Below are 19,016 nucleotides of genomic sequence, written 5' to 3'. Positions count from 1 at the left end.
CTGATCCGCCTCCTCAACTCCGCCCGGCCGTACCGGCTTTGCGTGCGCGCGGAAGCAATCGCCGGTGCCGCCGGGTTAGTTCAAGGTCTGATCTAGCATGAGGCGCGTGACTGACGAGCTCCGTCCATTGAGCGCCACCGAGGAGAAGGTGCTGCGCACCCTGCCCGAGGCGATCGACGCCCTGCTCAAGGCGTGGGACGAGGACCTCACCAGACGGCACGGCCTCTCGCAGGTCGAGTACACGGCGTTGCGGGTGCTCTCGGAGTCGGACGGGCAGGGCAGGCAGCTCTCCCTGCTCGCCGAGGACTGCCTGCAGTCCCTCAGTGCGATGAGCAGGACCGTCGACCGGCTGGAGGCCCGGGGTCTGGTCGAGCGCAGACGTGGCTCCAGCGACCGCCGGGCCGTGCGGGCGGTGCTCACCGAGCACGGCGCGAGCGTGCTGACGGAGGCGGGGCCGGAGCATCTCCGGCTCGTCCGGCGCACCCTCTTCGACCAGCTCGAAGGGATCGACCTGACCGCGATGGCCGAGGTGCTGAGGAGAATCGTCGAGGGGGCTCAGCGCGCCCGCGCCGTACGGTGACCGCCCTGAGCGGTAGGGCGCTGCGCGCGAGGTACCTTTCGCCGTGATGTACAGGCGGCCGGTGCCGCCGCGCGGAAGGAACCGATCCTGAACACCCAGCTCGCGGAGACGCTGTCCGTGGCCCTGCTCGTACTGGTCCTGGCCGGTGCGATCGTCCGCCCCTTCGGCTGGCCGGAGGCAGTCGTCGCCGTCCCCGCGGCGGTCCTCGTGGTCGTCACCGGGGCGATCCCGTTCGACGCCGCCCTCGACGAAGTGGAACATCTGGCGCCGGTCGTCGGCTTTCTGGCTGCCGTGCTGGTGCTCGCCCAGCTGTGCGACGACGACGGGCTGTTCCGCGCCTGCGGGGCGTGGATGGCGCGCACGGCGGCGGGCCGCCCGCGTCGCCTGCTGGCCCAGGTGTTCGTCGCCGCGTCGGCCATCACGGCGGTGCTCAGCCTGGACGCCACGGTGGTCCTGCTGACACCGGTCGTGTTCGCCACCGCCGCCCGGCTCGGCGCGCGTCCCAAACCGCACGTCTACGCCTGCACCCACCTGTCGAACACGGCCTCGCTGCTGCTGCCGGTCTCCAACCTCACCAATCTGCTCGCCTTCACCGCGAGCGGGCTCAGCTTCACCCGGTTCGCGGCGCTGATGGCACTGCCCTGGGTGGCCGCCATCGGCGTCGAGTACCTGGTCTTCCGCCGCTTCTTCGCCACCGACCTGGACGCCGGGGCGCAGACCGCCGCCGTGGGCGAACCGCCGCCCCTGCCGAGGTTCGCGCTGGCGACCGTGGGGTGCACGCTCGCCGGGTTCGTCCTGACCTCGGCGGTCGGCGTCGACCCGGCCTGGGCCGCTCTGGCGGGCGCGCTGGTCCTCGCTGTAAGGGCCCTGATCCGGCGCCGCACCACGCCCCGGGCCCTGCTGAGCGCCGCCTCGGTGCCCTTCCTCGCCTTCGTGCTGGCGCTCGGCATCGTGGTCCGCGCGGTCGTGGACAACGGGCTCGACGAGGCCCTGGGGCACCTCATCCCCAACGGCACGGGCCTGCCGGAACTGCTGGCCGTCGCCGCGCTGGCCGCCGTACTCGCCAACGTGATCAACAACCTGCCCGCGGTCCTGGTGCTGCTGCCGCTGACCGCCCCGTCCGGTCCCGGCGCCGTCCTCGCCGTGCTGCTCGGGGTGAACATCGGCCCCAACCTCACCTACGCGGGCTCCCTCGCCACCCTGCTGTGGCGGCGTATCGTGCATGCCCACGACGGCGAGGTCGAGCTGCGCGAGTTCACCCGGCTCGGCGTGTACGCGGTCCCGGCGAGCCTGGGGGCCGCGGTGCTGGCACTGTGGGCCTCGCTGGCCGTGATCGGAGGAGGCTGACCCCATGGCCGTGGTCGTCTGGATCGTCGAGGGCACCTGGCCCGCCTGTGTGGACGCCGCCCGCGCCCACACCCCGGCGGACACCGACATCGTCCTGCTGCACGTCACCGGCGCCGACGTCCCCGGTGCCGCGCACGGCGCCTTCGCCGGGCTGCTCGGCCGCGGCCACCCCGAGCGCGACCCGGGCACCCGCGTGGAACAGCTCGCCGCCACCTCCGCGCAGGAACTGCTCCAGGCGGCCGCCGACCGGCTGGGCCGGGCCTGCACCCGGATCGAGCGCACCGGGCGGGTCGAGCGCGAGGTCGTCGCCGCCTCCGAGGGCGCGGACCTGCTGGTCCTGGCCCGCGACGGCGACCGCACCCACCTCGGCCCGCACAGCCTCGGCCCGGCCAGCAGGTTCGTCGTCGACCACGCGCCCTGCCCGGTGCTCCTGGTCTGGCCGGAACCGCCGCCGGGCCTGCCGACCTTGCCGCCTGACCCTTAAGCGCACGCCGCCAACGCCGCCTCCATGCCGCCTGACCCTTAAGCGCACGCCGCCAACGCGGCCTCCATGCCGCCCGACCCATAAGCGCACGCCGCCAACGCGGCCTCCATGCCGCCCGACCCTTAAGCGCACGCCGCCAACGCGGCCTCCATGCCGCCCGACCCCTAAGCGGACCCCGCCAACGCGGCCTCCACCTCCGCCAGTTCCTTCGCCGGGTCGGCCATCCGGGCCATGACGACGAAGTCGTCCGGGCTGTAGCGGGAGCGCACGTCCTCGTCCCAGCGCGCGGCGGCCGTGCGCAGGGGCTCCAGGGCCTCCGCATGCCGTCCCAGCCGGTGCAGCACGAGCCCGTAGTACCCGGCGGCCTCGGTACGGAACGACGTGCCGCGGTCGTCCTCCCAGACCTGGCGCAGATACGGCTCGGCCTCGGCGTACGCGCCGCGCTGGGCCTTCAGCTTGCCCGCCAGCATGGCGTTCAGCGACGACCCGTCCTCGGCGGCCCGCACGTACCAGCGCTCGGCCTCCTGGTAGTCCCGGTGGTGCTCGGAGAGCCAGCCCATCTCGTTGCACGCGTCGTGGTGCCCCGCCTCGGCGGCCCTGCGGTACCAGTCGTCGCGCACCGCGGGCTTGTACCGCATCGCCCGGTACATCTCCGCCAGCTCGTACGCGGCCTCCGGATCGCCCGCCTCGGCGGCCGGCTCGATCCACCGGACCACGTGCCGCTCCGAGGCACCGCCCCAGTCGCGCAGGATCTTCCCGTACGCGTACCCGGCCCCGACGTCCCCCGCCTCCGCGCGCTCACGCAGACCCGGCAGCCGGCGCAGGTCCTTGCCGGGCGCGATGCTCCCCGACTCCCGCAGCACGGCCAGCCGTTCGAGCTGCGTGACGGCGTCCTCGTCGTCCTCCGCGAGCCGCCGGAACCAGTGCTCCGCCTCGTCGTAGCGTCGCTGCCGCTTGCACAGCAGACCGAGGCTGTACTGCGCGGCCGGATGCCCGAGACCGGCCGAGAGGACGTACCAGTGCTCGGCGTCGGCGAGGGCGCCGCGCTGTTCGTGCCCGAGGCCGAGCACGAACGCGGCGCCCTGGTGGCCTTCCTCGTGGGCCCGGGTGAGCAGTTCGCACGCCTTGGCCCAGTCCGCGTCGTCGCCGGTCTCGTCCAGGAAGACGGCGTAGTCCACGCGGGCCGACACACTCAGCTCACCGGCCCGCAGATAGTAGGACTCGGCCTCGGCGGTCAGACCGGGGTAGGCGCGGAAGTGCTTCTCCAGGTCGAACAGCGGATGCAGCGCCGCCGCCGCGGCATCCGCGTCCCCGTCGGCCTCGGCGGCGTCCAGCGCGGCGGCGACCCGGTCGAACTCCTCGCGGATCGACTCGAACAGCTGCACCCAGCGGAACACCGCGATGTCACCGATGTCGACATTGCTCATCAAGAACTTGGGCGCCTCGTCGAGTTGCCCCTCGGCGGCGAGCAACTTGCCCAGCTCGATCTTGCAGTTGAGGTCGCGGCCGTTCTCCCAGCCGCGCCGGAACCACTCGGCGGCCTCCGGGGCCCCGATCTCCTTGAGCAGGATGCCCAGTCCGTAGGCGCTGCCGGAGTGGCGGTCGGCGACGGCGCGGTAGAGGGCCGCGGCGGCGGGCCGGTCGCCGCGGATCTTCCGGTACCGCGCGAGGGTGTAGTGCGAGAACGCGTCGCCCGCCGCCACCGCCTGCTCCCAGTAGGGGATGCCCTCGTCCACAAGGTGGTTGAGCACGAAGTAGTCGGTGTACCGACGGGCGGTCTTCTCGTCCCCGGCGCGTGCGGCGGCGACCAGTGCCTCACCGCGCTGCTGTATCTCCTGTGTCACGAGCAACATCGTTTCACGGAGGCCCGGTTCAGCCGTCCGCGGGCAGCTTCGGCACCCCCGCCCCGTCGAGCAGCGCCCGCATCTCGGCCACGGGCAGCAAGGGGTTGGTCGCCGCCGACCGGCACACATCCGGGTCGTCGAGCAACTCGACGACCCGGTGCACCGGAAGCCTGGTGTCGCAGGCCGCCGTCTGTCGCACCCAGGCCGAGTGGTCCCGGCTCAGGCGCTCCACCAGGGCCGGTGAGGCGTCCGGGTCACGCAGGGCGAGGGCGCGTTCCCGCGGGTTCTCCGCGTCGGCGCAGCGCGCCGCGAGACCCGCCGAGGGGAACTGCGGCCGGGAGGTGAGCATGGCGGCGGCGCCGTGGGCGCGCTCCACGTACAGGTCGAACAGCAGCTCCGGCGGCGCCTTCGGGTGCCACTCGGCGAGCAGCAGCCGTACGGCGTAGGCCGCGTCCTCGGCGAGGAGTTGGACGCAGTCCTCGGGCAACTCCTCGCACACCGCGGCGCTCCGGCGCAGCCAGGTGTGCTGGGAGTGGGCGCAGCGGCGCAGCACGTCCACGTCATGGCGGGCGCGCCGCACCCACCCACGAGGGCGTCGGACTCGGGGCCGTCCAGCAGCTTGGCCTTCAGTTCGGGGGAGCCGGCCCAGCTTCCCGCGAGCAGGCGGCGCACCCGGCGGTCGGGGTGCCTGACCATCGCTTCTCCGACCTCGTCCGGCAGCGACTCGCGCCAGGTGATGCGATCCACGATCCCGTAGTCGAATTCGTCCGACAGGAGGCGCAGCAGGACATCGGCGGGCGCGGACGGGTTGGAGGCAAGCCCGGTTATCGCGTCACACGCGGTCATGCAGGATCCCCTTGCGACGAAGCAGATGCGAGCCGTGCCCGAAGCGGCGCGGCCAGACCCCATGATCCCAAACGACGGCACTCTCGGCGGTTACGGTCGGCCCTATGCACGGTGATCCCCGAGGCTGGCGGGCCTGCCTGCTCGCCGGAGCGGTCTTCGCGGTCTGTATGGCCGGGACCACGCTCCCCACCCCGCTCTACGGCCTGTACCAGGAGAAGTTCGGCTTCTCCGAGCTGACCGTCACGGTCGTCTACGCCGTCTACGCCTTCGGGGTCATCGGCGTCCTGCTGCTCGCCGGGAACGCCTCGGACGCGGTCGGCCGACGGCCGGTGCTGTGGTGGGGCCTGGTCTGCTCGGCGGCCAGTGCCGTCTGCTTCCTGTTCGCCACCGCGTTGGGCTGGCTGTATGCGGGACGGCTGCTGTCGGGGCTGTCCGCGGGCCTGTTCACCGGGGCGGGTTCGGCGTACGTCATCGAACTCGCCCCGCGCGGGTCGCCGCGCGGCACGCTGGTGGCCACCGCCGCCAACATGGGCGGCCTCGGCTGCGGGCCGCTGCTCGCCGGGGTGCTGGCGCAGTACGCCGACCGGCCGCTGTACTTGCCGTTCGCCGTCCATCTGGCCCTGGTCGTCTGCTCGGCGGCGGTCCTGCTGCGGCTTCCGGAGACCGTGCGGGAGCGGCGGCCGCTGAGCACCGTACGGCCGCAGCGCCCGAGCCTGCCGCCGCGGGTGCGGCCGGTGTTCGGTCCGGCGGCGACCGCGTCCTTCGTGGGGTTCGCCCTGTTCGGGGTGTTCACCTCGGTCAGCCCCTCGTTCCTCGCCCAGTCCCTGGACGTGCACAACCATGCCGTGAGCGGACTCGTGGTCGCGCTGGCCTTCTTCTCCTCGACGGCCGGTCAGCTCGCCGTCGGCCGGGTCGGGGTGCCCCGCTCGCTCCCGCTCGGCTGCACCCTGCTGCTCGCCGGACTGGCACTGCTCGCCGGCGCCTTGCACTGGGATCTGCTGCCCCTGGTCGTACTGAGCGCCGTTGTCGGCGGCACCGGACAGGGGCTGTCCTTCCGCGGTGCCCTGGCGGCGGTGGCGCAGGTGTCCGACGACGACAAGCGGGCGGCGGTGATCTCGGCCCTGTTCGTGGTGGCCTACGCGGGCATCTCGGTACCGGTCATCGGCGTGGGCCTGCTGGTGGCGCCGCTCGGACTGGAGGGTGCTGGGCTGGTGTTCATCGCGTGCATGGCGCTGCTGGTGTCGGCGTCGGGCATGTACCTGCTGCGCCGCCCGGTCCCGGAACCGGGCGGCGCGGGGTAGGTCAGACCGGGGGCATCTCGCTCTCGCGGGAGTCCAATCCCGTGCGGTGGTTGACCCAGGCGCCCCGGGTGAAGTCCGGGACGGCGACCGGACGGCCGCCCGTGGCGAGGGACTTGGCGCTCAGGGGGATGGGCGAGCACCACACCGCCGAGTCGTAGACGTCGATGTCGGGCACGAGCCCGGCGCGCATCTGCTGCACGGTGCGCCACTGCAGGACGTAGTCCATGCCGCCGTGCCCGCCGTTGTTCTCCGCGTCGTCGCCGATCTTCAGCCACAGCCAGTGGTCGAACTCCTTGCGGTAGGCGTCGAACGCCCGCCAGGTGTGCCCGCCGTGGTCCGGCTCCAGATAGACCCGGCCGCCGCCCGCGGAGTCGACGCCCGCGTAGTCCTCGAAGATCCCGCGGCTGCCGGCGAGCGAGTTGATACGGCTGTACGGCCGCGGCGAGCTGACGTCGTGCTCGGCGCGGATCACCCGGCCGTGCGCGGTGTCGATGAGGCAGGTGACCAGGTCACCGTTGATGTAGGTCTCCTTCCAGCTCGGGTGGCCCTTCGGTACGTACCGCTCGCGGTAGTCGGCCAGCCCGCGCGGCTCGGTGGAGGTCGCCCGCAGGGCCGTCATGCGGTCGCCGCGATTGATGTCCATGGCGGCGGCGATGGGCGCCAGACCGTGCATGGGGTAGAAGGAGGCGGTGCTGCGGGTGTGCCAGAGCCTGCGCCAGGCGTCGGTGTAGTACGTGTCCGAGAACAGCAGGGCCCGCAGGTCGTGCAGGTAGCCGCCGTGGCCGTTGGTGACCTCGCCGAACAGGCCGTCGTGGGCCATCTTCAGCATCGCCAGCTCATTGCGGCCGTAGGAGCAGTTCTCGGAGAGGATCAGGTGGCGGTGGGTGCGCTCGCTGGTGTCGACGAGGTCCCACAGCTCCTTGAGCTCGGTGGCGATGGGCAGTTCGACGAGTACGTGCTTGCCTGCGAGGAGGGCGGCGCGGCCCTGTTCGTAGTGGAACTCCCAGGGCGTGGCGATGTAGACGAGGTCGATGTCGTCCCGGCGCAGCATGCGGGCGTAGGCGTCGGCGGAGCCGCCGTACTCCACCGGCCGGGGGCGCCCCTCGGCGACCAGTCGGTCGGCGGTGCGTCTGGCCCGTTCCGGGCGGATGTCGCACACCGCCCGGACGGTGCAGCCCGGGACGGCGGCCCAGCCCGAAGCCATGCCGTGACCTCGGTTGCCGAGCCCGATGAGCCCGACGCGGACGGCGGGGTGCTCCTGGAACGGGACCCCGATCATCGACCTCTGGCCCGGTCGGCGTGAAGGGGCGCCTTCCGCAGCGGCGCTTTCCGTGGGGGCGGCGGGTGCGGCGGTGGCCCCGGAGCCCAGTCCGGCGACCACGGCGCCGGAGGCCAGGGCCCCGCCCATGACGGTTCGGCGTGAGACAGCAGCGTTTTCAGGCATGGCGAGGATCGCTCCCTAATGCGTGGCGGCCGGCTGCTCTTGCTGCCGCATGACTCTGTCCATGCCAACCCGGTGTGTCAATAGGTGCTTGAAAAGAAGGAGTTGCGAGCACGATCGAGCAAGTCTCGTGCGGTTGGCTGATTCTGGTGCCCTGTCAGCCCTACGCCGAACGCGGGACAGTCACGGAGCGTAGGCGCCGCTCGATGGATGGCGATGGATACCGTGCGTAACGGCCATCGAGCCGGACCTCACCGGCAACCCCGTGCCGCGCACCGCCCACGCCTCCGGCCCGACCGGGCGGCGGCGACGCCGGGAGCCGAGGCCTCGGGTGGACTCGTCCCTCGCCCCGATGGAAACGGAGACGCACGGTGATCGAGAAGTTGTGGCTGTACCCGCCGCTGGCCTTCGCCCGGCTGGGTCCGTCCCCCGAGCCCTGCGAGAACTACCGCTACGGGCCCAACGACCTGACCGCCCGGGGCACCGGCAAGACCGTCGCCCAGCCCGCCCCCTCGCTCGTCGTCGCCGAGGACGGCACACTCACCGAACGTCCGCCCCGGGGCAACCGGGTCCGCTTCAAGGACGAGCGGGGCTTCCGGCCCATCTGCCCGTTCTTCGAGGTGCACGGCACCTGGGTCGTCGACGGGGAGCGCGACAACGGGCCCATCACCAGGCAGGTACTGGACGCCTTCGGGCTCACCCTCGCCGACGTCGAATGGAAGGTGGAGGTCGCCAACCTCAAGGCGCACCACTGCACCCGTTCCGACGACGACCGCATCGACGCCACCGTGGAGATCCCCGGGAACGAGCACCGGCGGCGCCCCCTGGAGGGCCGCTCCCCGCAGGGCGCGGCCCGGCCCCTGGTACCCCCCGGACGCCACATCCCCCTCGGGTCCGTCCACATCCCGCGCCCCAGCGACGATTTCCCCGAACTGCGCCTGCGCTTCACGCCTGCCGCCGGACTGGTCTACGGCCCGACCGACCTGCTTGAGCGCACCGACCGGTACCCGCTTCCCGCCGAGCGGCTGTTCCTCTCCCCGGAATCCCGCTGGTGCGAGTTCCGGGCCGTCGGCTTCGACCCGCGGACCGCGCCCGCCGGGCTCTACGCCGGGGCGTCCGACCAGGACGGCGGCACCTGCTTCGGACTCGTCGACGACGTCTGCGACGGCCTGGTCGGTGTCACCATCGGTGACCTCACCGCGCGAGCCCGCGTCGTCGTCACCCCGCCCGACTTCGCCCCCGACCGCAGGCCCTTCACCTCCCTGGCCGACGGCCTCGCCGACCGCGTCAAACGCGCCGAGGTCCGCGACCCCGCCTACATCTCCGCGAACCCGCAGCTCACCGCGCTGGAGGTGCGCGACCTGTTCGAACGGGCCCTGGAGGCCATGGAATCCGTCAACGTGGACGCCCAGAACCAGCGCGCCACCGGCGAGAACATCGCCAACGCCCAGGCGGAGGGCAGCCCGGTCGCCGAGGCCCGCGCCCGCACGTTCCCGCCGCCGGTGCCCCTGGCCGGAATCACCCTCCCGCTCACCGAACGCGGCCGGCGCAAGCACCGCCGCTTCCTCGCCCTGGAGGTCCTGGAGGACCTCATCCGGGAACAGCCCGACTTCATCCAGCGGTTCGTCCGGCCGCCCGGCCTGGAGGAAGCCTGGTACGACCGCCGCATGCCGGTCGCCAACCGCGGATCCGACGCCTTCCCCATGCATGTCACCCGCCGCCAGTACGACCTGCTCACCGCGTGGGCCGCGTCCGTGCGCGCGGGCGTCGAGGAGGGGTCGTGACCGTCCTCCTGCAGATCGGCCGGCGTCCACCCGAGCCGGGCCCGGTCGGCTCGCCCGGCCTCGCCGCCGAGACCAGGGTCTTCCGCAGCGCCCACGGCGCCCACCTGTTCGTGGCCGACGGCAGCCGCGTCTACGACCTGCCCGAGACCACCGCCGCCCGGCTGGAGGCCTGGACGGCGGCCGCCGACACGGCACGCCACGACCCGGCCGCCGAGACCGCCCTCGCCGCCGAACTGGGACTGCCCCTGTGGGGCGACGCGGGCGTCCCCGCCCCGCGCATCGACGGCACTCCGGCCGAGGTCCCGCCGCTCGCCTCCCTCTCCCTCAACGTGATGCAGGCCTGCAACCTCAGTTGCGGACACTGCTACGCCGACGAGGGCCGCTTCGGCGGCTCCGCCCGCGCCATGCCCCGCGAGACGGCTTTCGCCGCCGTGGACCGGCTCCTCACCGAAGCGGCACCCGGCGCCTCGGTCGTCGTGGGCTTCATGGGCGGCGAACCGCTCCTCGCCCGCGGCCTCGTCCACGAGGTCGTCGACCACGCGACCCGGGCGGGCGCCGCCACCGGACACCCGGTCCGCTTCGCCCTCACCACCAACCTGACCACCGTCCGGCCCGAGGACGCCGAACTGTTCGCCGCGCACCCCTTCACCGTCGCCGTCAGCCTCGACGGCGACCGCGCCGGACACGACGCCCTGCGCACCGCCCCCGGCGGCGGCAGCGCCTACGACAGGCTGCGCGCCGGACTCGACGTGCTGAACCGGCACGGACGCCCCCGCCACCTCTCCGCCCGGGTCAGCGTGACCCCGTACACCGGGCGGCTGAAGGACGTCCTGGAGCACGGGATCGGTCTCGGCTTCGACGAGGTCGGCTTCGCCGCCGTGGTCAGCGCCCCCGACCCGGCCTACGAGATCGGCGCCGAGGCGTTCGCCGGATTCCTGGAGCAGATGACCGAGTGCGGCGAGGCGGCGCTGGAGGCACTCGCCGTGGGCCGCCCGTACCCCTTCGGCAACTTCCAGACCGCGATGCTCGAACTCCACACCGGCGGCCACCGCCCCTACCCGTGCGGAGCCGGGGCCGGCTACCTCAGCGCCTCCGCCGAGGGCGGCCTGTACGCCTGCCACCGGCTCGTCGACGACCCCGAATTCCGTATGGGCTCGGTCGCCGACGGACCGGACCGGGCGGCGCGGGCCGAGCACCTCGCGGCCCGCCACGTGGACCGTGCGGAACCCTGCCGCACCTGCTGGGCCCGCTACCTGTGCGGCGGTGGCTGCTACCACGAGGTGGCCCGGCGGGGCCGCCCCGGCTGCGACTACATCCGCGGCTGGCTCGCCTTCTGCCTGCGCGCGTACGTCGAACTCCTCGAACGCGCACCCGAGTTCTTCCGCCGTACGACACCGTCCGACCTGCCCGATGACCCGGCCGGACTGGCCCGCTGACCGTATCCACGCCCCCACCCGGACGAAGGAGCCGACCGTGAACAACCCGATTCCCGGCAGCGTGGACCTGCCCGTACCCGAGGGGAAGGTCTTCCCCCGCAACCTCACCGCGCGGGCCGACTACGCGGTGCGCGGCAACCCCTCCGGCTCCCGCCCCGAGAGCGGCGTGGACAACTGCTTCCCCGGCCTCGAATTCGACCAGCGCAACCTGGACAAGGCGTTCTTCCCCGGGCTGCTCTTCGACTTCCACCACTTCCGCGGTTCACGGCTCATCCGGGTCACCGAAGGCGACCCGGCCGTCCTGGACCTGACCAACGCCGACCTGGGCGCGGGCACCGAGAGCGATCCCTGGCGGCTGCACCTGTGGGCGGTGTGCGGACGCACCACCGTGGACCAGACGGAGGCGCAGGCCCCCGTCTTCCACGCCACCGAGCGCTCCGGGCTCGCCCTGTGGCGCCGGGTGCACGACCTGCTGCCGGGCCGGATCGCCATCCTGCTCGGCCCCACCCCGGGCAGCGAGTCCCCGGGCGCGAACATCGTGCCCGGCGGCCTCAACTCCTGGCGGACGCAGAACCGCACCACGGTGCAGCGCGGCGACGACGGAAGGGTGGAGGCCGCCGTCCTCATCGCCGACCGGGCCGCCTACCTGGACCCCGACGGAGTCATCGACCCCGAGGTCTACCTCCCCGGCGACCTCACCCGCAGCCTGTGTGCCCCCTGGCAGTACGACTTCCGCGAATGCGGCTGCTACTACTGGGCCGCGTCCAAACCCGACATCTCCGCCAGCCCCGACGGCCGCTTCCGCCCCCTGAACTTCCAGCGCGCCGACCGCTCGACCCCACCCCCGCTGGACACCCCGAACATCGCCCAGCGCGGTCCCCTGGAACTCGACCACCCCGAACTGATCACCAACTGGAACGTGCTCCCGGTCGTCCTCAACGGCCGCGAGGACGACGCACTGGGCCCCGGGGCGCCGTTCGAGCTCCGGGAGATGTCCCGCGAGGAGGTCATCGCGCGACTGGAGCACCTCGCCGACGTCGAGCACGCCCTGTGCCTGGAGTATCTCTACGCCCACTACTCGCTGAACGCCCCGGCGGTCCTCGCCCCCGGCACCAACCCCCAGTCGCCCGTCGCGCGGTTCCACGCGGCCGCCGCCGAGGTGTTCTCGGTCGCCGTGGACGAGATGCGCCACCTGCGCTGGGTCAACGAAGCCCTCGGCGTGCTCGGCAGGCCGATCAAGCTCGACCCGCCGCCCCCGGACCTGGTCATCCAGGAGCAGACCGGGCAGGTCTTCGAGCTGAAGCCGCTCACGGCCCAGCAACTGGACTGGTTCATCAGGGTGGAGAAGACCAGCGACCAGCTCGACCTGGACGGCATCGACGGCATGTACGTCCGCCTCCACCACACCATCGTCGAGCGGCCCGACCTGTTCCCCCAGTCCGACCGGCTCGCGCACCTGATCAAGCTCATCATCGACGAAGGCGTGGACCACTACGAACGGTTCCGGGCGGTCAAGGGCCACCTCGCGGAGTTCGCCGAGGAGGAGTACCTGCGCCGGTTCGACAAGACCCCGGACGCGCTGGACCAGCGCCTGCTGGAACTCGCGGACCTCAACTACGCGGTGCTGCTCGGCACGATGAGGCAGACCCTGGAGCTCGGCGACCGCGCCGGGGGCGTCCTGATCGAGCACGCCCGGCGCGCCATGAACAACCTGCACGAGGTCAACCACCTGCTCGCCTCCCGCGGTGTCGCGCCCCGCTTCCGGCTCCCGCAGTCCGGGGCCACCGCGCTCGCCGACGGCCAGGCCACCCTCGCCGCCGCCCGGGCCGCCCGGCAGGCACAGGAGACCATCGGCTCCCTCGACGGCGCCGAACTGAGCGGCATGATGATCCGCCACCGGGCCACCACCGAGGCCCTGATCGCGGACCTCATCCTGTGAGCCCCGCCGGGCGGCCGGTCGTCGCCACCGTCGCCGGATCCGGACTCGCCGAACTGACCTGCGCCCGGCTGCTGCTGGCGCGGGGTCACCGGGTCCGGCTCCGGCCCCGGCCGCCCGGCGGCCCCCGCCTCCTGCTGCTCGGCGACGACACCCTCGCACTGCTCAACTCCCTGTGGGAGATCGGGCCGGGGGAGAGCCCGACCGCCGACAGCCACCGGCTGACCCACCGGCACGCCCACTGGGAAGCCGACAGCGCCGCCGACCCGCCCCTGCACCGGCCCGCGGCGGTCGTGGACGGCGCCCGGCTCGCCGAGCGACTGCTCGACCGGCTCACGGCCCGGTACCCGGACGCGGTCACGTCCGACGGGCCGGCCGACCCGGCTCCGGCGCACTGGACCGTCACCGCCGCCCCCCAGGGCGCCTACTGGACAGCCGGACGGCGCCACGTGCTGGCCGGGGAGGCACCCTGCGCCCACGCGGACGACCACACCACCGCCCGCCTGGAACGCACCGACGACGCCTGGCTCCACCTCATGCCGCTCGGCGACGGCACCGCCCTGCTCCAGGCCATGGTCCCCGGACCGGTCGAGCACCCGGCCCGGTACCTGGGCCGCCTCCTCACGCGAAGCCCGCTGGCGGAACGGCTCGCGGCACCGCCCGCCACCGCGGTGGCCGTGCCCGCCGCGCCGCGCCTCAACCGCACCCCGGCGACCCCGCCGACCGCCGGCGCCCCCGGAGCGCTGCTGGTCGGCGCGGGTGCCATTCGTTACGACCCGCTCAGCGGCACGGGTACCGCCCAGGCGCTGCGCACCGCCGTGCTGGCCGCCGCCGTGATCGACTCCGCCGCCGCGGGCACCCCCGCGGACCGGCTGTGCGCGCACTACACGGCCCGACTGCACACCGCGTTCCGCGACCACCTGGCCACCTGTGCCAGGCTCTACGCCCAGGCGTTCCCGGCGCCCGCGTGGCGGCACGAGATCGACGCTTCGGGAGCGGCCCCGTCAGCTGCCGTCGGCGCGTGAGAGCACGTCCGTGATCTCCTCGCGGATCCGGGCGCGCACCTCGGCGGGGAGGCCGCCGATGTCCGTGGCCTCGACCGCTCGCAGGACCGCATCGAGCCCGGGGGCGCACAGCGCGGTGGCGGTCAGGAACTCGTAGCCGTCGCGCACCGCCAGGCGCAGGTGGTGCGCGCCCTCGGCGTCGGCGTGGACCGCGGTGGCGATGACCAGGGGCGGCGGGCCGCCCGCCGGGGCGTCCTCCTTGAAGTAGCCGCTGACCAGCGGGGTCTGCCAGTTGATGCTGAGCAGCACGGGGCGCTTGGCCAGGAGTTCGGTGAGGTCGGTCTCGTAGACGCCGGCCGAGTCCAGGACCGTGGCGCGGGCGTTGAGGACCAGCGCGGCGGGGAGCAGACAGCGCAGGGTGCTGCCGACGATGTTGCCGCCTACGGTGGCCGCCCGGCGCACCGCGCCGGTGCCTATCGTCGAGGCCGCGCGGCGCAGTACCAGCGGCACCCGGTCGTCTATGCGCTGCAGGACCACGGCGGAGCCCAGTGTGTCGGCTTCGAGGACATTGGCCTCCGGGAGGTTGCGCAGGGAGACGGCCCGGTCGGGGAAGCCGTCCCGTTGGAAGGTCGCCCACACCAAGGTCGCGCCGCCGATCGGCAACGCCCCCTCGGCGATGTGCTGCTGGACCTCGGACACGGACGTGGGCAGATGCAACAACACGGAGCGGCCCTGCTTTCCGATCGATTCCGGTCAAACGCCGACCGCATTCTCCCCGCGGGACAGGGGGCGCATGCAGGGGTCACGGATTCACTCCATGCGCCGCCGGGACGCCGCGCTCGCGCCGGACGCTGCCCTTCTGTCACCCGTATGGCGGTGCCGAGTGGACAGGCGGAGGATGGAAACCTGGGCAAACAGCGCGGCCGGAAGGAGAGCCGTGATGATCGAAGTGAAGACGCTCGACAAGCCGGACGAGCGACGCGATTTTCCCCGCGGGCACCTGGAAGCCGTCCACATGACCGGTCTGGATTTCGCCGTGGCCACGTTTGAACCGGGCTGGCGCTGGTCCGAGTCCATCGGCCCCATCGCGGGGACCAAGAGCTGCGAGGTCCACCACAACGGCTATGTGGTCCAGGGCCGCATGCACGTCACGGTGGACGACGGCGGCGAGGCCGAGGTCGGCCCCGGCGACGTGTTCGTCCTCTCCCCGGGACACGACGCCTGGGTGGTGGGCGACGAGCAGGTGATCGTCTACGACTTCGCCGGCGCGATGGCCAAGGAGTACGCCAAGGCCAAGGAGTGACGGCCGGGCTCAGACGGTGATGACGACCTTCGCGCGTGCGTGCTCCACCTCCACGTACCGGATGGCCTCGGCCGCCTCGCTGAGCGGGTACGTCCGCTCGACGACCGGCGATATGCGCCCGGATTCGGTCAGCTCCCGCAGGGCGGCCAGATTCTCCCTGCTCTGCCTGGCCGGGAGTTCGAGCAGCCGCTGACGCGCGAAGGGCGCCATCAGCCGCCGCTTGATGAACAGCCCCATGGGACCGAGGAGGCTCCCGCCCTCGTAGATCCCGCCCCCGGACAGCACCAGGGTGCCGGACGGGGTGAGCGCGCGCCGGAACGCCGTCAGTGAGTGGTTGCCGACCAGGTCCAGCACCACGTCGTAGCGCCGGCCGGCACGGGTGAAGTCCTCGCGGGCGTAGTCCAGGACGTGATCCGCGCCCAGCGACCGGGCGCGGTCGGCGTTGCGCGCGCTGCACACCGCCGCGACCTCGGCGCCGTACGCCTTGCCGAGCTGCACCGCGAAGGTGCCGACCCCGCCGGAAGCCCCGTTGACCAGCAGCGTCTGCCCCGGCTGGACGCCCGCGACGTCCCGCACGCCGATCAGTGCCGTGTTCCCGGCGAGGGGTATCGCCGCGGCCTGCTCGAAGGTGAGGTTGGACGGCTTCGGGCCCACACAGTGACCCGGCGCGCACACGTACTCCGCGAAGGAGCCGTCCGCCTCCCCGTACACCTCGTCCCCGGGCGCCAGGCCGTCGACGCCGCTGCCCACCGCCTCGACCACACCCGCGAAATCACGGCCCCGTATGCGTGCCTTGGGACCGCGCCAGCCCATCATCGCGCGGGCCACCACCGGGTCGCCGTGCAGGAAGTGCCAGTCGTAGGCGTTCACCGAGGCCGCGCGCACCCGCACCAGCACCTCGCCGGGGCCGGGTTCCGGCCGCTCCACGTCCCGGAACTCCAGCGCGTCCACCGAGCCGTACCGCTCCTGCACCACTGCCTTCATGACCGCCCCCTTCGTCATCTTCGACAGTAGGGATCCAGGCACCGCAGGGCATCGGGGGCGAACCCTGATTCGTCCCGGGGAGCCGCCGGGGAAGGCCCTGAGGAAACCGGTCGGTTCTCTCAGGGCCCCGGTCCCTCAGGGCCCCGGTCCCTCAGGGCCCCGGTCCCTCAGGGCCCCGGTCCCTCAGGGTCCCGGTCCCCCAGGGCTCGGTCCCTGAGGGTCCCGGCCGGCCTCACACCGGCAGCAGCCGTGCCACCAGCTCGCTGAGCTGGCGGGCATTGCGGCACTCGTGCATCTCGACCAGCGCCGCGTACTCGGGCGCGGCAGAGTCGCCCGTGCCCCAGCTGCTCATCGGCTCGGGGTTCAACCAGTAGACACGGCGCGCCCGTTCGGTGATCTGACGGACGGCCGCGAGATTCGGGTCGCTCATGTTGGTGCGCGCGTCACCGAGCACGAACACCGTGGTGCGCGGGCCCACCGCGTCGCCGTACCGCTCGGCGAACTCGCCCAGCGCCATGCCGTAGTCACTGCTGCCGTGCCAGCCCGTCAGCGTGGCCTCCGCCTGGATGCGGGAACCCAGGCCCTGCGGGTCCGCCCGACCGTGCACCAGCATGCCGGTGACCTCGTCGACCCGGTTGACGAAGGCGAACACCCGCACCTTGCTGAACTGGTCGTGCAGCGCCTGCACCAGCAGCATCGTGAAGTCCGAGAACCCGGACACCGAGCCCGACACATCGCACAGCAGCACCAGCTCCGGCCGCGCCGGGCGCCGCCTGCGCAGCACCGGCTTCATCGGCACACCGCCCGTGGACAGCGAACCGCGCAGGGTGCGCCGCAGATCGATCGAGCCCCGCGCGGCACGCCGCCGACGAGCCGCGAGCCGAGTCGCCAGCTTGCGGGCGAGCGGCTGGACCGCCCTGCGCAACTCAGCGACCTGCGCCTTCCCGGCGTACAGGAAGTCCACCCGGTCCGCGGTCGGGGCCACCGCCCGCCGGGCGATCTCGTCCCGCCCACGCCGCTCCGCCACCCGGCGCCGCGCCTCCACGGCGACCATGGCCCGGAACGCCTCGATGCGCCGCCGGATCTCGTCCTCCAGCAGCCGGTCGGCGAACCCCGCGCTCCCGCCCCGCGCCCGGATCTCGTCCCGCACCCGGGCCAGCAGCGTCTGCGGGCGGATCCGGTCCAGGGTCTGGTACGACGACCAGCCGTCCGAACCGGGGGAGGAGCCGTAACCGCCGTACCCGTCGACCGCCTCCACCGCGAGCCTGCCCATCAGCGCCCGGTCGTCCGCGGCGAGCGCCGACGCCAGCCGGTCCCGGAGGTCCTCCCGGCCCGCCGCCTCACCCTCCGGTGCGCCGACACCGCGCGGGAAGTACAGGTCGAAGACCGGGTCGAACACCGGCCGCTGCGCCGGGCTGTGCAGCAGGGTCGCCGCCAGGCCCTCGCGCAGCAGCTCGCGGTCGGTGAGCCCGAGCGCCGCCACCGCCTCGGCCGCGTCCACGGTCTCCCCGGTGCCGATCCGGATGCCGTGCGCGCGGAGCGCCGCGACCAGCGACGTCAGCCGGTCGGCGACGCCGGTGGCCGGGGCGGTCGGGCCGGCCGGGGTGGTCACAGGGCGTCCAGGTCGAGCTTGGCGGTGGCCTTGAGCACGTCCTCGTGGTGCTTGAGCAGGACGCCGAGGCTGTCCCGTACGACCGTCTCGTCCAGGGTGTCGGCGCCGAGCGCGAGCAGGGTGCGCGCCCAGTCGATGGTCTCGGCGACCGACGGGAGCTTGCGCAGGTCCATGGCGCGCAGGGCGCCCACCACCCGGACCACCGAGCGGGCCAGCGCCTCGTCGAGACCGGGCACCTTCAGCCGCACGATCCGGCGCTCCAGCTCCTCGTCGGGGAAGCCGATGTGCAGGAACAGACAGCGGCGGCGCAGCGCCTCGGACAGCTCACGGCTGGCGTTGGAGGTGAGGACGACGAAGGGGCGGCGGGTCGCCGTGACGGTGCCCAGCTCGGGGACCGTGACCTGGAAGTCGCTGAGCACCTCCAGCAGCAGGCCCTCGACCTCGACGTCCGCCTTGTCCGTCTCGTCGATCAGCAGGACCTTCGGGTCGTCGCCGCGGATCGCGGTGAGCAGCGGGCGGGGGAGCAGGAACTCATCGCTGAAGATGTCCGTGCGGGTCTCGTCCCAGGTCTCGTCGCGGCCCGCGCTGATCCGCAGCAGCTGCTTGGCGTGGTTCCACTCGTACAGGGCGCGCGACTCGTCGACGCCCTCGTAGCACTGCAGGCGGACCAGCCGGGCCCCGGCCACCTCGGCGACGGCCTTGGCCAGCTCGGTCTTGCCGACCCCGGCGGGGCCCTCGACCAGCAGCGGCTTGCCGAGCCGGTCGGCGAGGAAGACGGTCGTGGCGACCGCGGGCGAGGCGAGGTAGCCGGTCTCGGCCAGACGCGCGGTGACGTCGTCGACGGAAGTGAACACGGTGCCTCCTGCTCGGGTACTCCCTCCTATCTAAGCGCTTGTTCAGTCCATCTGTCACGGGACGGTCCGACGGACCCCGGCCGACGGCCGCAGGGTGACGCTGCCCACGGGCCCCGGCCGACCGGCCGCGGGATGACGCTTCCGACGGGCCCCGCCGACGGCCGCAGGGTGACGCTTCCGACGGGCCCCGGCCGACCGGCCGCGGGATGACGCTTCCGACGGGCCCCGCCGACGGCCGCAGGGTGACGCTGCCCACGGGC

The 19,016-nt window shown here is 73.1% G+C and carries 16 protein-coding genes; 9 read left to right on the top strand and 7 right to left on the bottom strand.

Translation table 11 applies throughout. From position 1 onward, the window contains the following. Positions 1 to 106: 106 nt before the first annotated feature. From ACZ7L7_RS26900 to ACZ7L7_RS26890, 3 genes are all read left to right on the top strand, one after another. Positions 107 to 580 carry a MarR family winged helix-turn-helix transcriptional regulator gene (locus ACZ7L7_RS26900; protein ID WP_285511952.1) on the top strand — a complete coding sequence of 158 codons (474 nt, stop codon included), beginning with the start codon at positions 107 to 109 and terminating at the stop codon, positions 578 to 580. An 87-nt stretch (positions 581 to 667) separates the two neighbouring features. After that, positions 668 to 1,927 (top strand): SLC13 family permease, encoded by a 1,260-nt coding sequence (locus ACZ7L7_RS26895; RefSeq protein WP_471592205.1) that lies wholly within the window; start codon positions 668 to 670, stop codon positions 1,925 to 1,927. A 4-nt stretch (positions 1,928 to 1,931) separates the two neighbouring features. Continuing rightward, on the top strand, positions 1,932 to 2,411 hold the full coding sequence (locus tag ACZ7L7_RS26890; RefSeq protein ID WP_472077510.1) for a universal stress protein: 480 nt from the start codon (positions 1,932 to 1,934) through the stop codon (positions 2,409 to 2,411). A 164-nt stretch (positions 2,412 to 2,575) separates the two neighbouring features. On the opposite strand, the gene ACZ7L7_RS26885 is transcribed toward ACZ7L7_RS26890, so the two are convergent. After that, entirely contained in the window at positions 2,576 to 4,264 is a 1,689-nt protein-coding gene (locus ACZ7L7_RS26885) for a tetratricopeptide repeat protein (RefSeq protein ID WP_285511954.1), read from the bottom strand. Positions 4,265 to 4,283: 19 nt separating this feature from the next. Next, positions 4,284 to 4,835, bottom strand: coding sequence for a hypothetical protein (locus tag ACZ7L7_RS26880; RefSeq protein WP_472077507.1), 552 nt, complete (start codon positions 4,833 to 4,835; stop codon positions 4,284 to 4,286). Between the two features lie 370 nt (positions 4,836 to 5,205). On the opposite strand from ACZ7L7_RS26880, the gene ACZ7L7_RS26875 reads away from it, so the two are divergent. After that, the gene (locus ACZ7L7_RS26875; RefSeq protein ID WP_285511956.1) at positions 5,206 to 6,402 is read left to right on the top strand and encodes an MFS transporter; all 1,197 of its coding nucleotides are present in this window, start codon (positions 5,206 to 5,208) and stop codon (positions 6,400 to 6,402) included. Position 6,403: 1 nt separating this feature from the next. Here the strand turns inward: ACZ7L7_RS26875 and ACZ7L7_RS26870 are convergent, their stop codons facing one another. Further along, complete coding sequence (locus tag ACZ7L7_RS26870; RefSeq protein ID WP_285511957.1) at positions 6,404 to 7,846, bottom strand: Gfo/Idh/MocA family protein; 1,443 nt, start codon at positions 7,844 to 7,846, stop codon at positions 6,404 to 6,406. 368 nt (positions 7,847 to 8,214) lie between these two features. Between ACZ7L7_RS26870 and ACZ7L7_RS26865 the strand changes: the two genes are divergently transcribed. Genes ACZ7L7_RS26865 through ACZ7L7_RS26850 form a run of 4 tightly spaced genes read left to right on the top strand, consistent with a single transcriptional unit; the run spans position 8,215 to position 14,024 of the window. Then, positions 8,215 to 9,627 (top strand): hypothetical protein, encoded by a 1,413-nt coding sequence (locus ACZ7L7_RS26865; RefSeq protein ID WP_285511958.1) that lies wholly within the window; start codon positions 8,215 to 8,217, stop codon positions 9,625 to 9,627. Beyond that, the gene (locus ACZ7L7_RS26860; protein ID WP_472077505.1) at positions 9,624 to 11,063 is read left to right on the top strand and encodes a radical SAM protein; all 1,440 of its coding nucleotides are present in this window, start codon (positions 9,624 to 9,626) and stop codon (positions 11,061 to 11,063) included. The genes ACZ7L7_RS26865 and ACZ7L7_RS26860 overlap by 4 nt, the downstream gene beginning before the upstream one ends. 37 nt (positions 11,064 to 11,100) lie before the next feature. Then, positions 11,101 to 13,002, top strand: a complete 1,902-nt coding sequence (locus tag ACZ7L7_RS26855) for a ferritin-like domain-containing protein (protein ID WP_472077503.1) — start codon at positions 11,101 to 11,103, stop codon at positions 13,000 to 13,002. Continuing rightward, positions 12,999 to 14,024 carry a hypothetical protein gene (locus tag ACZ7L7_RS26850; protein ID WP_472077501.1) on the top strand — a complete coding sequence of 342 codons (1,026 nt, stop codon included), beginning with the start codon at positions 12,999 to 13,001 and terminating at the stop codon, positions 14,022 to 14,024. The genes ACZ7L7_RS26855 and ACZ7L7_RS26850 overlap by 4 nt, the downstream gene beginning before the upstream one ends. Here the strand turns inward: ACZ7L7_RS26850 and ACZ7L7_RS26845 are convergent. Further along, positions 14,004 to 14,726, bottom strand: coding sequence for an FAD binding domain-containing protein (locus tag ACZ7L7_RS26845; protein WP_472077499.1), 723 nt, complete (start codon positions 14,724 to 14,726; stop codon positions 14,004 to 14,006). The two genes, ACZ7L7_RS26850 and ACZ7L7_RS26845, sit on opposite strands and share 21 nt — an antisense overlap. A 217-nt stretch (positions 14,727 to 14,943) precedes the next feature. Between ACZ7L7_RS26845 and ACZ7L7_RS26840 the strand changes: the two genes are divergently transcribed. Beyond that, positions 14,944 to 15,306: a cupin domain-containing protein gene (locus ACZ7L7_RS26840; RefSeq protein WP_285511963.1), complete on the top strand. Its 363-nt coding sequence runs from the start codon at positions 14,944 to 14,946 to the stop codon at positions 15,304 to 15,306. Positions 15,307 to 15,315: 9 nt separating this feature from the next. Here the strand turns inward: ACZ7L7_RS26840 and ACZ7L7_RS26835 are convergent, their stop codons facing one another. From ACZ7L7_RS26835 to ACZ7L7_RS26825, 3 genes are all read right to left on the bottom strand, one after another. Then, positions 15,316 to 16,290 (bottom strand): NAD(P)-dependent alcohol dehydrogenase, encoded by a 975-nt coding sequence (locus ACZ7L7_RS26835; protein WP_471428927.1) that lies wholly within the window; start codon positions 16,288 to 16,290, stop codon positions 15,316 to 15,318. Positions 16,291 to 16,522: 232 nt separating this feature from the next. Continuing rightward, positions 16,523 to 17,902, bottom strand: a complete 1,380-nt coding sequence (locus tag ACZ7L7_RS26830; protein ID WP_471428929.1) for a vWA domain-containing protein — start codon at positions 17,900 to 17,902, stop codon at positions 16,523 to 16,525. Then, on the bottom strand, positions 17,899 to 18,756 hold the full coding sequence (locus ACZ7L7_RS26825; RefSeq protein WP_472077496.1) for an AAA family ATPase: 858 nt from the start codon (positions 18,754 to 18,756) through the stop codon (positions 17,899 to 17,901). The genes ACZ7L7_RS26830 and ACZ7L7_RS26825 overlap by 4 nt, the downstream gene beginning before the upstream one ends. Between the last annotated feature and the right edge of the window lie 260 nt (positions 18,757 to 19,016).

The organism is Streptomyces sp. NPDC110618 (assembly GCF_055657065.1).
Note: the sequence above shows the minus strand (reverse complement) of the source record. Positions and strands in the feature narration are given on the sequence as shown.

Coding starts and splice junctions, on each gene's coding strand:
- ACZ7L7_RS26890 (WP_472077510.1), top strand. CDS start 1,932: ATGGCCGTGGTCGTCTGGATCGTCGAGGGCACCTGGCCCGCCTGTGTG.
- ACZ7L7_RS26885 (WP_285511954.1), bottom strand. CDS start 4,264: ATGTTGCTCGTGACACAGGAGATACAGCAGCGCGGTGAGGCACTGGTC.
- ACZ7L7_RS26875 (WP_285511956.1), top strand. CDS start 5,206: ATGCACGGTGATCCCCGAGGCTGGCGGGCCTGCCTGCTCGCCGGAGCG.
- ACZ7L7_RS26870 (WP_285511957.1), bottom strand. CDS start 7,846: ATGCCTGAAAACGCTGCTGTCTCACGCCGAACCGTCATGGGCGGGGCC.
- ACZ7L7_RS26840 (WP_285511963.1), top strand. CDS start 14,944: ATGATCGAAGTGAAGACGCTCGACAAGCCGGACGAGCGACGCGATTTT.
- ACZ7L7_RS26835 (WP_471428927.1), bottom strand. CDS start 16,290: ATGAAGGCAGTGGTGCAGGAGCGGTACGGCTCGGTGGACGCGCTGGAG.